At 57.7% G+C, this 12,420-nt stretch carries 12 protein-coding genes and 1 pseudogene; 7 read left to right on the top strand and 6 right to left on the bottom strand.

The features are described from left to right. Positions 1 to 173 precede the first annotated feature (173 nt). Positions 174 to 1,373, bottom strand: a complete 1,200-nt coding sequence (gene manA, locus PG900_RS07030; RefSeq protein ID WP_270831160.1) for a mannose-6-phosphate isomerase, class I — start codon at positions 1,371 to 1,373, stop codon at positions 174 to 176. A 129-nt stretch (positions 1,374 to 1,502) separates the two neighbouring features. Between manA and PG900_RS07025 the strand changes: the two genes are divergently transcribed. Both PG900_RS07025 and icd read left to right on the top strand, forming a co-directional pair. Further along, positions 1,503 to 2,378, top strand: coding sequence for a helix-turn-helix transcriptional regulator (locus PG900_RS07025; protein WP_270831159.1), 876 nt, complete (start codon positions 1,503 to 1,505; stop codon positions 2,376 to 2,378). Between the two features lie 202 nt (positions 2,379 to 2,580). Continuing rightward, positions 2,581 to 3,834, top strand: a complete 1,254-nt coding sequence (gene icd / locus PG900_RS07020; RefSeq protein WP_017786499.1) for an NADP-dependent isocitrate dehydrogenase — start codon at positions 2,581 to 2,583, stop codon at positions 3,832 to 3,834. An 87-nt stretch (positions 3,835 to 3,921) separates the two neighbouring features. On the opposite strand, the gene PG900_RS07015 is transcribed toward icd, so the two are convergent. From PG900_RS07015 to dsdX, 3 genes are all read right to left on the bottom strand, one after another. Next, positions 3,922 to 4,098 carry a hypothetical protein gene (locus PG900_RS07015; protein ID WP_011705338.1) on the bottom strand — a complete coding sequence of 59 codons (177 nt, stop codon included), beginning with the start codon at positions 4,096 to 4,098 and terminating at the stop codon, positions 3,922 to 3,924. Between the two features lie 334 nt (positions 4,099 to 4,432). After that, entirely contained in the window at positions 4,433 to 5,764 is a 1,332-nt protein-coding gene (locus tag PG900_RS07010; protein ID WP_270831158.1) for a D-serine ammonia-lyase, read from the bottom strand. A 16-nt stretch (positions 5,765 to 5,780) separates the two neighbouring features. Next, positions 5,781 to 7,118 (bottom strand): D-serine transporter DsdX, encoded by a 1,338-nt coding sequence (gene dsdX / locus PG900_RS07005; RefSeq protein ID WP_270831157.1) that lies wholly within the window; start codon positions 7,116 to 7,118, stop codon positions 5,781 to 5,783. Positions 7,119 to 7,332: 214 nt separating this feature from the next. Between dsdX and dsdC the strand changes: the two genes are divergently transcribed. Genes dsdC through PG900_RS06990 form a run of 3 tightly spaced genes read left to right on the top strand, consistent with a single transcriptional unit; the run spans position 7,333 to position 10,045 of the window. Continuing rightward, positions 7,333 to 8,292, top strand: coding sequence for a DNA-binding transcriptional regulator DsdC (gene dsdC / locus PG900_RS07000; RefSeq protein WP_270831156.1), 960 nt, complete (start codon positions 7,333 to 7,335; stop codon positions 8,290 to 8,292). A 42-nt stretch (positions 8,293 to 8,334) separates the two neighbouring features. Further along, positions 8,335 to 9,000, top strand: coding sequence for a class I SAM-dependent methyltransferase (locus tag PG900_RS06995; protein ID WP_077097107.1), 666 nt, complete (start codon positions 8,335 to 8,337; stop codon positions 8,998 to 9,000). Then, positions 8,984 to 10,045 carry an HNH endonuclease gene (locus tag PG900_RS06990; protein WP_270831155.1) on the top strand — a complete coding sequence of 354 codons (1,062 nt, stop codon included), beginning with the start codon at positions 8,984 to 8,986 and terminating at the stop codon, positions 10,043 to 10,045. Before PG900_RS06995 ends, PG900_RS06990 begins: the two co-directional genes overlap by 17 nt. Positions 10,046 to 10,234: 189 nt before the next feature. Here the strand turns inward: PG900_RS06990 and PG900_RS06985 are convergent, their stop codons facing one another. After that, positions 10,235 to 10,399 carry a hypothetical protein gene (locus tag PG900_RS06985; RefSeq protein ID WP_270801832.1) on the bottom strand — a complete coding sequence of 55 codons (165 nt, stop codon included), beginning with the start codon at positions 10,397 to 10,399 and terminating at the stop codon, positions 10,235 to 10,237. On the opposite strand from PG900_RS06985, the pseudogene PG900_RS06980 reads away from it, so the two are divergent. Together PG900_RS06980 and PG900_RS06975 are read left to right on the top strand one after the other, a co-directional pair. Further along, positions 10,343 to 10,759 (top strand): annotated as a pseudogene (locus PG900_RS06980) (transposase); the annotation flags it as partial. The gene PG900_RS06985 and the pseudogene PG900_RS06980 overlap by 57 nt on opposite strands. Before the next feature lie 251 nt (positions 10,760 to 11,010). Beyond that, a complete protein-coding gene (locus PG900_RS06975) occupies positions 11,011 to 11,211 on the top strand; it encodes a helix-turn-helix transcriptional regulator (RefSeq protein ID WP_041994882.1) in 201 nt (66 codons plus the stop codon). Positions 11,212 to 11,949: 738 nt separating this feature from the next. Here PG900_RS06975 and PG900_RS06970 read toward each other — a convergent pair. Then, the gene (locus PG900_RS06970; RefSeq protein ID WP_270831154.1) at positions 11,950 to 12,225 is read right to left on the bottom strand and encodes a transcriptional regulator; all 276 of its coding nucleotides are present in this window, start codon (positions 12,223 to 12,225) and stop codon (positions 11,950 to 11,952) included. Between the last annotated feature and the right edge of the window lie 195 nt (positions 12,226 to 12,420).

The raw sequence follows: 12,420 nt of genomic DNA, 5'->3' as shown, positions 1-12,420 counted from the left end.
GCCAGACGGGCATGATAGCCAACCCGGCAGAGGACGACAGCAGGATCTGATGAATTTATGCCGCACATCAAGAAATTTGTCGGCAAAGGGCAAAGGAGCGCGGGGGCTGAGACCGCCAAAAAACAAGGGCCATCCTGGATGGCCCTTGTGGTCGTGGGTCGATGCAGACCGGTTTAGCTGCGGTTGCCGGCGCGGGCGACCCGGCCCTCGGCCAGCAGCTGGTAGCGGCCGGTGGCGGCCGGGATGAAGGCGGACTGCCCCTTCTCGAGGCGCAGAGTGTCGTCACCGCGCTTGAGGATCACGGCCTCGTCGATGGCAAACAGGATCTCGGCGCTGGCGGTGGTGAGCTGGTGCTCGCCCGCCGGGTAGACGCTGAAGGTGAAGTCCGGCACCGGCACCTCGAAGTGCTGCACCGCCCCTTCCATGCGGGGGGCCAGCAGGATCTGGTCGTCCGGCTTGGGCAAGCAGCGGGTGCAATCCAGCAGCTCGGCCACGTCTATGTACTTGGGAGTGAGCCCGGCACGCAGCACGTTGTCGGAGTTGGCCATGATCTCAAGGCCAGTGCCGCGCACATAGGCGTGCGGGGTGCAGGCGTCCAGATACATCGCCTGACCGGGCTGCAGGGTTACCACGTTGAGCAAGAGCGGCGAGAAGAGCCCCACATCCCCCGGATACTGGGCGGCCAGGCTGGTGATCAGCGCAAAGGTCTCTTCATCCTGATGCTGGCCTGCATAGGCCAGCAGGCCCGCCAGTGCCTCCTCCTTGCGCACCCCTTCCAGCACCAGCAACTGGTGGAAGAAGTGCTGCAGGCCCGCTTCATTCTGGCTGGCGGCGAGGGTGGCAACCAGCTCGGCAAGGGCGGGCAGCTTGACCCGCTCGAACAGCGCCAGGATGGCCGGGATGGCGCGAAAGCCGTTCATCGCCTGATAGGGGGTGAGGGCAAACACCAGCTCGGGCTTGTGGTTGGGATCCTTGTAATTGCGATTGGTGGCCTTGGGCGAGATGCCAGCGGCCTCTTCCTTGGCAAAGCCCGCTTCGGCCTGCGCCTTGCTCGGGTGCACCTGAATGGAGAGGGCCTTCTCGGCGCACAGCACCTTGAACAGGAACGGCAGGCTGCCGAAACGGGCCTGGGTGGCCTCGCCCAGCACGGCGGCGGGGGCGTTCTCTATCAGGGTCGAGAGCTTTTGCGCCTGCCCGGCCAGCACTACCTCGGAGCAGCCATTGGGGTGGGCACCCATCCACAGTTCGGCCTGGGGCTTGCCCGCCGGATTGGGGATGCCGAACAGGGTGGTGAGGGCGTCATGGCTGCCCCAGTCGTAGCCTTGAATCGGATTTTGCATTGACAAAAAAGAGGGCAGATCGCGACTGCTCATAAGGGATGCCTCATTTGGTGTGCAGAAAATCGGGTGCAGAAAAGGGTGGCATTGCTGCCGTGGACCGGACTATAACATGGGCGGTCGCGGGCACCGCAACCGCTTGCCTCTCTCTTGATCAGGATCAGCATGTCTCTTGTCTTCAGCCAGTTGCTCGATGGCGCCCTCCACGAGCAGGCCCCCTTTGACCAGATCTGGTTTGCCCAGGATCAGGGGGTACCGCCCGGTTTCAGCTATCAGGTCAACTTTCCCCGCCTCGAGCTGGTGTTCAGCGGTGAGTATTGCAACCAGATCTGGGACAGGGAGCAGGGCTGCCAGGAGATCTGCATCGCCCCGGGGCAGGCGCTCTACATCCCCCCCAACGGCTGGAACAAGCCGCTCTGGACCACCGACTGCTCGGTGCTGAGCCTGCTGTTCGGCAAGCGCCAGCTCGGCTTCAGTCTGGTGAGCAAGCGGCAGGAAGACCCCGATTTCTTTGACGTACAAAAGCACAGCATCATGGCCCGGGCCGGCCATGTGAACGAACACATACTGGCGGCGCTCAACGTGCTGACCGAGGATCCCGCGCGCTCCCCCACCGACAATCACCTGCTGCAGGCGCTGCTCACCAGCGTGCGCCAGCTGCTGGCCGAGTCCACCTTCGAGCGGCCGCGGGGGGCCGAGCTGTTTCACGGGATCTGCATCTATATCCAGGAGAACTTTCACCGCCCCATCAGCCGGGATTCGATCGCCCATCGCTTCAACGTCTCGGCCAGCCACCTGTCGCACCTGTTTCGCGAGCAGGGGCACATGCGCCTGGCCGATTACATCAGCTGGGTGCGCATCGATAGGGCCAAGTTCATGCTCAAGAAATACCGCTTTCGCCTCGAAGAGGTGGCCAGCCGCTGTGGTTACAGCGATGTGAACTATTTTTGCCGGGTGTTCAAGCAGAAGACCGGGCTGACCCCCTCCCAGTACCGGGCACTCAGCCAGCCGCAGGGGCAGGCCGAGGGGCTGGCGGGATAAGCAGGGATGCTGCTGGAGCCTGTCCGAGTCAGGCGCCGGCGGGGCTGCTTCGGATCCGGAGCAGGCAGAAGGGACGCATTGTGATCCAGTGCGCGACTATGGTCTGACATGCGTGCTCGCCATTTGATTCTGCAAATGGATGGGCTTAAGATGGCCGCGCGCAACTTACAGATTGATAACAAACGGAAGTTAGGAGATGCCGATGGAAAGCAAAGTAGTTATCCCGACCCAGGGCCAGAAAATCACAGTCGATGCCAACGGCAAGCTGCAGGTTCCCAACCATCCGATCATTCCGTTTATCGAAGGGGATGGCATCGGTGTGGACGTGACCCCGGCCATGTTGAATGTGGTGAATGCCGCGGTCGAGAAAGCCTACAAAGGCGAGCGCAAGATCGCCTGGATGGAGATCTACACCGGCGAGAAGTCGACTCATGTCTATGGCGAAGGTGCCTGGCTGCCGGCCGAAACCCTGGATTTCATTCGTGAATACTGCGTGGCCATCAAGGGCCCGCTGACCACCCCGGTCGGCGGCGGTATTCGCTCCCTCAACGTGGCCCTGCGCCAGGAGCTGGATCTCTACATCTGCCTGCGTCCGGTCCGTTACTACGAGGGCACCCCGAGCCCGGTCAAGCGTCCTGATCTGACCGACATGGTGATCTTCCGCGAGAACGCCGAAGACATCTACGCTGGCATCGAGTGGAAAGCAGACAGCGACGAAGCCAAGAAGGTGATCGCCTTCCTGCAAAACGAGATGGGCGTGAAGAAAATTCGCTTCCCCGAGACTTGCGGCATCGGCATCAAGCCCATGTCCAAGGCCGGTACCGAGCGTCTGGTCCGTGCCGCCATCGAGTATGCCATCGACAACGATCGCGACTCGGTGACCCTGGTGCACAAGGGCAACATCATGAAGTTCACCGAAGGTGCCTTCAAGGATTGGGGCTATGCCCTGGCCCAGAAAGAGTACGATGCCCAGCTCATCGACGGCGGCCCCTGGTGCTCCTTCAAGAACCCGAAAACCGGCAAGACCATCGTGGTCAAGGACGTCATCGCCGACGCCTTCCTGCAACAGATCCTGCTGCGCCCGGCCGAGTATGACGTCATCGCCTGCATGAACTTGAACGGCGACTACATCTCCGACGCGCTGGCGGCCCAGGTGGGCGGCATCGGCATCGCGCCGGGTGCCAACATCGGCGACGGCGTGGCCCTGTTCGAAGCAACCCACGGCACCGCGCCGAAATACGCCGGTCAGGACAAGGTCAACCCGGGCTCCCTCATCCTCTCTGCCGAGATGATGCTGCGCCACATGGGCTGGGTTGAGGCGGCCGACCTCATCATCAAGGGGATGGAAGCGGCGATCCGCAACAAGACCGTCACCTATGACTTCGAGCGTCTGATGGAAGGCGCCACCTTGCGCTCCTGCTCCCAGTTCGCCCAGGACATGGTCGACCAGATGTGATCTGGGTCACTGAAATGCAAAACCGGCGCCATGAGCGCCGGTTTTTTTATGGGTGATGGGCGAGTGCCGATGGGGGCACCCAATGGGTCAGGTGGTCTTTTCCACGTGCTGCTGGTAGATCTGCTGCCATTTGCTGAATTCGGCCTCGTCTCCCTGGGCCTGCCAGAACTCGCAGATGGAGCTGGCGAGTTCGGATGCCATGGCGTGATCCCCATCGCGGCGACTCATCAGATATTGTCCCAGCCAGCTTTGATATTGTTTCATTGCCCGATCTCCTTATCTCGTGTGTCTTGCTGACCGCCGCCAGGCTTTGTGCCGGACGGGGCCATCAGGCCACGGTTTTTCTGCATGCCCGTGATGGTTGTGATCAACGGATTGGGTCGCGATCTCGCCGGATCAGGGCGCCAACGTGGGTGCAGATGTCAAAAAACGGCCACTATCGTATCACAAAATAACCAGCTTGGGGGGATTGTCGGCAATTCAAGGTGTCCAGCTGTCTGGCCGTCTGATGTGTGGGATGGTGAGAAGGGGCGCCATCTTGCTGATCCCACACGAGAAAAACCCGCCAGTCTGGCGGGTTTTATGGCTGAAAAAAAGATCAGCGGCGGGCGCTGGCCAGGTACTTTTCCATCTCCTCGGCAGGCACCATGCCGCCACCGGTGGCCCACACCAGGTGGGTGGCCCGAGCCATTTTTGCTGCATCCAGCCCCTGACCGGCCTGCCACGCAAGGTTGGCCGCTACGCGCCACGGACCTGCCATGCCGGCCAGCGCAGAAGGTTCGAGCTTTATCTGCTCAGCGCGGGCCAAGAGTCCCAGCAGGTCGTACATCTCCTGATCGCTCAGGGTGTAGAAACCTGCCAGCAGCCGCTCCATGGCGCGGCCGACAAAACCGGAGGCGCGCCCCACGGCGAGGCCGTCGGCCGCAGTGAGGTTGTCGATGCCAAGGTCTTGCACCGCAATGGCATCGTGCAAGCCGGTGTGCACCCCGAGCAGCATGCAGGGGGAGTGGGTCGGCTCGGCGAACAGGCAATGAACGTTGTCACCGAAGGCGAGCTTGAGGCCAAAGGCCACCCCGCCGGGGCCGCCACCGACGCCGCAAGGCAGGTAGACAAACAGCGGATGGTCGGCGTCCACCACAATCCCCATGTCATCAAACTGCTTTTTCACCCGCTCACCGGCCACCGCGTAGCCGAGGAACAGGGTGCGGGAGTTCTCGTCGTCGATGAAGAAGCAGGCGGGATCGCGCTCGGCCTCCTTGCGTCCCTGCTCCACCGCCACCCCGTAATCCTCGGCGTATTCCACCACGATGGCGCCATGTTCGCGCAATTTGCGCTTCTTCCACTCCCGCGCATCGGCCGACATGTGGACGGTGACGCGAAAGCCGAGGCGGGCGCTCATGATGCCGATGGACATGCCGAGGTTGCCGGTGGAGCCCACCGCGATGCTGTACTGGCTGAAGAAGTGGCGGAACTCGTCTGTGAACAGCTTGCGATAGTCGTCCTCTTCGCAGAGCAGACCGGCCTTGATCGCCAGCTGCTCGGCGTGGGCCAGCACCTCGTAGATGCCGCCGCGCGCCTTGATGGAGCCGGAGATGGGCAGATGGCTGTCTTTTTTCAGCAGCAATCGACCGCTGACCTCAAGGCCGTAACGCTGGTTGAGAGTGGCCTGCATCGCGGGAATGGTTGCGATCTCGGACTCCAGAATGCCCTTGCTGGCACGGGTCTCGGGGAAGGCTTCGCACAGGTAGGGGGCGAAGCGGGTCAGGCGGGCGGAGGCATCCGCCACATCGCTGCCATCGAGCCCCACATAGGGAAGACCTTCCACCAGGGTGGTGGCCTTGGGGTTGAACCAGCTGACCGGTTCCAGCGCGATCAGGGATTGCAGCAGCGGAAACTGCTGGGTGAGTTGTGATACATCGATGTTTTTCATGGTGTTCTCGGCCTCGTTACACGATACAGGAGAGCAGGAAAGTGCCGGCCAGCGCCATCAGGGAGGCGACAAAGGTGGCGGTAGTGTAGTACTTGAGCGTTTCGTTCAGGGTGGCGCCGCAATACTGCTTGACCAGCCAGAACAGGGAGTCGGTCACCATGGTGCAGCCAATGGCACCGGAGCCGATGGCGAGCGTCATGATCTCCGGGCTGATGTTCGGGTAGTGCACCATGATGGGGGAGATGATGGCGGTAGCCCCCATCATGGCGACGGTGGCGGAGCCCACGGCGGCGTGCAGCACGATGGCCACCAGCCAGGCCAGCAGGATGGGATGCATGTCGAGCTGGGAGAGAATGGTGGCCAGGCCGTCCCCAAGGCCACTGGCCTTGAGTACCCCGTTGAAGGCGCCGCCGGCACCGATGATCAGCAGTATGTTGGCGATGGAGGAGAAACACTGCTCGGTCTGGTCCAGCAGCCCTTCCATCTGCATGCGCCGGCGGATCCCCAGCACGTAGTAGGCGGTGAAGGCGGCGATGAACATGGCGGTGATGGGGTTGCCGATAAACTCCAGCAGGGTATAGAGGTGGCTGGCGTGATCCATGTTGAGCTCGGCCACCGTCTTGACCAGCATCAGCAGAATGGGCAGCAGCACGGTAAAGAGCGAGGCGCTCAAGGTCGGCAGCTCGTCCTCGTTGCGGGCCTGGATGTCGGCAAAGGCGGCAGGCACCTCCTTGAACGGTACCCGCTTGCCCAGCAGCTTCAGAAACAGTGGGCCACCCACCAGCGAGGCAAACAGCCCGACGGCGAGGCCATAGACGATGACGGATCCCACATCGGCACCCAGCTGGTTGGTGACATAGAGAGCGGCGGGGTGGGGCGGCACTATGCAGTGCACGGCCATCAGGGCGGTACAGAGCGGAATGGCCAGGGTCAACAGCGAAGTGTTGGTCTTGCGGGCGATGGAGAAGGCCAGCGGAATGAGCAGCACCACACCCACCTCCACAAACAGGGTGATACCGCACACCAGACCGACCAGCACCATGGTCACCTGGGGTGACAGCCAGCGGCACTGCTGCAGGGCGAGGCCGATGCGCTCGGCGGCGCCCGACACCTCCATCATCTTGCCGAGTATGGTGCCAAGACCGATGACGGCGGCCAGAAAGCCCAGGGTGCCGCCTATGCCTTCCTCCATGGCATTGACCATCTTGAGCGGGTTCATCCCCATCAGGGCGCCCACATAGAAGCTCGCCAGCAGCAGGGCGAGGAAGGGGTGGACCTTGCCTTTCATTATGGTGACGACGATCAGCAGTATGCTGGTCAGCAGGGTTCCGACGATCCACATTTCTGAATTCATGGCGTGCCTCTGTCATGGGAATGATGTTGGCGCTATTGAATGAAAATGCAGGTTCCCTGACAAATGATGAAATCGGCAGCTTGGATGATCTGGGTTGATGCAAAGGTGCCACATTCATCACATTTATGGTGTGAAGGTGGTTTTGCATGGTGTGAGCTGATGCAGCGGGCCGCTTTTTCGGTATCATCGGTGCCGGTTTCGCAAGGGGAGGCATATGTACGGCGAAGAGAACTATGTGGCGAGAAGCAGTGTTGCGGGAAACAAACTGCTCAACGGCTATCAGCTGGCCAGACTGCACACCTTCGAGGCGGCAGCCAGACACGGCTCCTTTGCGCTGGCGGCCGACGAGCTGGCGCTCAGCCCGAGTGCGGTGAGCCACCGCATCAGCGCGCTGGAGGAGGATCTCGGCTTCAAGCTGTTCCAGCGCTTTCACCGCAAGGTGGCGCTGACGGCAGACGGGCAGCGGGTGTTCTGGGCGCTCAAGTCATCGCTGGAGTTCATCAACCAGGAGATCCTGGAGATCCGCCATCAGGAGCTGTCGGGCATCCTGACCGTCTACTCGCGCCCCTCCATCGCCCAGTGCTGGCTGGTGCCTCGGCTGGCGGATTTCTCCCGCCTGCATCCCCAGATCGAGCTCAACATCATGACCGGCAACGAGAACATCAACCTGCACGGTTACGGCATCGATCTCACCCTCTATTTCGACGACAAGACGCCTGCGCGGCTCGCCATCCATCCGCTGATGGACGAGTACATGGTGCCGGTGTGCAGCCCTGAGTATGCCGAACAGCACGGGCTGCTCGGCAACCCGGCCAACCTGGCGCACTGCCGCCTGCTCCATGATCGGCAAGCCTGGGGCCATGACTCCGACGGCGACGAGTGGTCCAGTTGGGCCGAGCAGTCCGGCGTGTCGCTTTCGGCATGCAGGGCCAGCATGGGGTTTGATCGCTCCGATCTTGCCATCATCGCCGCCATGAATCACGCCGGGATCGCCATGGGACGGCAGAACCTGGTGAGCAAGCGGCTGGCACGGCGCGAGCTGGTGGCCCCCTTCCCGGACATGGCGGTGCGCTGTGCCCAGCGCTACTACATCGCCACCCTGCCCAATTGCCAGAACCCCAAGGCGCAAGCCTTCATCGACTGGGCCTGCCAGCAGGCGGGGGAGGGGGATTGAGCTCCCTTCTGTATATGAAGGAATAGCCAACTCACTGATCCTGTGAGATTATTTTTATTCCTTTCCCGATTGGAACGCATCGTGTCTCTTGCTTACTACCAGTATCATGCCCACGAACTGGCGGCCCGCTATCAACAGATCCCTGCCCGTGCCGTTCATGGTGATTGGCTCAGATTGCTGGAACCCTGGCTGGTGGTGGCCCCACGCAGATTGCTTGACGTAGGGGCGGGCAGTGGACGGGATACAGCCTTTTTGGCTGGCCTTAACCCCGGCCACCATGTGGTGGCGGTCGAACCTTGCCACGCCTTCAGTGCGTTGGGTCAACACCATACTCGCACGCTAGCGGTGACGTGGGTCAATGATTCCATGCCAGCACTCTCTCATGTAATCGGCCCTTTTGATCTGATCCTGCTCAGTGCGGTCTGGATGCATTTGTCTTTGGCGGATCGCCCGCTGGCCTTGGCTCGTCTTGGTGAGCTGCTGTCGCCACAGGGTTATCTGGTGTTGAGCCTTCGCTTCTCCGTATCGGAGCAGGAGGCGCGGGAGCGGGCTATGTTCCCGGTGAGCCTCGAGGAAGTTGAGTGTCTGGCACGGAAGGAGGGGCTGACGATCCTCCATGCCTCGGCCCTACAACAGGATGTCATGGCTCGTGGTGAGTTAAGTTGGCAGAGCCTGATCCTGGGGGGAACACATGCACGCCTCCCCTGAGCAACAACTTGCTTTCATCGCTTATCTGCAGCGTATTTTCACCGAAGGCGACTTTGTGGCTACTTACAAGTGCGCCTTGCTTCACGGAATTGCAGATATCGCCATCGGGCGTAATGCCGATAGCCATGAACTGGCAGCTGCCCGTACCATCACGCTGGATGAGCTTGCAGCCAAGTTTGTTGAGCTTTACTGGCAGCACTCTCTACCTTACTCGGCAACGGAAGAGAGTGCTGCTTTGCTTAAGCAGAGCAGCGGACGTCAGGCAATCATGCTGACAGAGTTGTCTCGGCTGCGTGAAGAGGGTGTGAGTTCGGTGACCGCTTTGCGGGGCCATTCTGCTTGGCGGCCTCTCATTGCCCGAGTGCGGCGTATCTTGATTGAAGGCCCGTTATGGCGTTTGCAGATCCTGGGAGGGCAGGAGGTGTGCCACCTCTATCCTCATCACAAGGGGGCGGATCACATTTGCCTTAACCCCGGTATTCTCTACTGTCTTCATCGCTTTTACGATCTGGTGGTTTCCCTCTCCCGACAACATTGGTTGCAACTTATCTGCGACATAAAGGGGAATCAGGGGCTGATTGGTCCCAGTGTGGGGCTGGAAGATTTTCTCTTTGGTTCACGCCGGCAGGAGCTGGGACGGGTTGGGAAAGTACTGAGAGAGTTGCAGGGGGGAATCTGCTTTTACTGCCGCAAGGCGATACAGGGGGCTGGCGAGGTGGATCACTTCATCCCTTGGCGCCGTTATCCTCTTGATCTGGGTCACAACTTCGTGCTGGCACATGCTAACTGCAATCGCAGCAAGCGAGACTTCCTCGCAGCGCCAGAACACAGGGATGCTTGGTATGAGCAGAATATTGTGACGCACGGAACACTCCTCACCGACGAGCTCAGGCTTTTGGTGGGGGTTGATGCCGAACGTTCTACCGCTATAGTGACTTGGGCCTATCAGCAGGCCGTTCGTGAGCAGGCTCGGTTGTGGCGGGGCATTGACGAGTTTGTTGACGTTACAGTGCCTGGGTTGGATATCTCCCTGCCTTCTTGGTAGGCGTGAATCTTTTCTAAGTGTCAGGATGCCGGATATAAAAAGGGCCAGCTCTTGCGAGGTGGCCCTTTCCAAACGTTTGGCTGGGGGAGTCTGAATTGTGCTATTAAGCCATTGATTTTAAGTGATTAAATTTTTCATGTTAAGCTTTGGTGGTACATGCAGTGGTACATGCTGTAAAACCATCTTGTCTCAAGGAAAATCCAGAATATTTGGTTGACGTGTGATTGTTTCCCAAATCGGCGTTTGAATTGAACTAACTGAGGGAGTGGTGATCATCACCATTCCCTTCATGTTTGCATCAAGTCGCGTCACCCCATCACCAACTGGTCTCAATACATCAAGTTTCTGATCCACTGTGGCTCCCTCGCCTTCTGGGTTGATGCAGATGCAATGGACAATTGGTTCCACCCCGACCATCACGGGCGACGGGGACGTAGCCAGTTTTCACTGGCCAGACCATCTCTACCTTCTGGATTCTCAAGGGGATTTTCAGCCTCTCCCAGCGAGTGACCCAAGGACTACTCGACTCTCTGATTTAGTTGATGAATGTTTCCTCTGTGCGCCCCCGATTACAGCTGTGCCAGCAAGCGAACCCGTACGGTGAAGGTGGCCTATAGGCAGCCATCTAAAGGGACGATTACCGACCTGGTTATCGATTTAATTGGCCTGAAGGTGCTTGACGAAGGCGAGTGGAAAGTCAGAAAACACGGCGCCAATTTGGAATCGAACGATTTGTATTGATTTCGGATACGATGTTAATCGTAAACTGACAGGAGCGGAGTTATTTATAAAATCATATAAAATACTAGCGGTTATTTATAAGAAGTAATATTTTTCTGTCATTTTAACGGGGTTATTTATGAAGTCTAATAATGTCAATGTTTTTTTATTGTTTTTATGATTTTTCTCTTGTGTATTTTATTATATGTGATTTAATCCTTCTCAAGTTGGAAGGTGAGGTATATATGGTATACGAGCAAGATATTCGTTTGATAAAGATGACTGAGGTGTTAAAAAAAACAGGAATGTCTAAGTCCACAGTTTACAGCTTAATAAGCCACGGAATGTTTCCACAACAAGTAAGCTTGGGTATTCGCTCCGTTGCATTTGTAGAGGCGGAAGTTGATGCTTGGATTAGAAATAAAATCGCCAATAGAAATCGTTGAAACACTTATAGATATACAGATAAAACCTAACTATAAGGGTCATCTATGTATTGATAGAATAGAATGTTGAGCCACAATTTGAATGACTTGTGGTTCCTATGATGAGTAACAGTGTTCATTTATTTTATGACCATATGTTTTAAATTATTTTAATATAATAATGCCTTGAATTTCATCATCAAATTTTTGAATTTTTAAAGTGAAATCGAACCACTCAAATTTCATCATGGGACAATCTGTCCACAAAATATTTGGAGGTGGTTTGTTATCTCTAACAAAATGCTATTTGTTAACTAACTCGTCTGAGAATTCGATACAACCGTAACTGTACAGTCTAAGCCCTGCATTTCAGATCATGTTGATGGTTCATTTTTGAACTGTTGTTAGTGTGCACTGATGTCGATGACTGTTTAGATGCGTTGTCAGCCGACAATCGAAGTCAGTCAGAGGTCGGAATTCCATTTCACGCTACCTGTAGCGGTTCGGGTCAGCGGGGACTCTGGTGCAGATCAGCCCGTTGTCAGCCGACAATCGATGTTTGCCAGGGTCAGAATTCCATTTCACGATACCTGTAGCGGTTCCGCGCTCGGGTGATTAGGTGTAGATAGGCCCGTTGTCAGCCGACAATCGAGTTCGCTGGGGCAAGAGTTCCATTTCACGATACCTGTAGCGGTTCCACGCTCGGGGGCTCAGGCGTAGATTGGCCCGTTGTCAGCCGACAATAAGATCGATATCTAGTTAAACGGCAAACGAGATCTGCGCTCCGTTTGGCATCATTACGTTGATCTCTAGTTTTCCCCCAGCAGCCTCGACCCAGCGTTTAAGGTCCATCAATGTAACGTCCTGTATTGATGGATCTTGATCGCAAATCATGGGTTCGTTGCCAGCCTGGGCCAGCATTTCACGCAGTTGGGAGAGATGAATCTCCAGCCGCATTAGATCTGCTTTTTCCCTGGCCTGAGTGACAACGTCGGGCATTTCTGTGGTCAATATTTCATCAAGCTTGCGTGCCATGGCTACCTCAAAAGAACACTCGCTGGAGTGGGTCCTGAAAAAGTCATTTTGCGCTGAACGTAAGTGGCTAAGTTCTGTGCAAGATATGAGCAGTATCACCGGTGTGGGTTGAGGTGTCTACGAACGGGCTCCAATGGAGTTTTTTCGTGTTTGCTGCGGCTATGCCGCCAGCAGCTATACCAGTTGTAGGAGAGC

The sequence above is a fragment of the Aeromonas sp. QDB03 genome (assembly GCF_027707985.1).
Classification (GTDB): Bacteria; Pseudomonadota; Gammaproteobacteria; order Enterobacterales; family Aeromonadaceae; genus Aeromonas; species Aeromonas hydrophila.
Note: the sequence above shows the minus strand (reverse complement) of the source record. Positions and strands in the feature narration are given on the sequence as shown.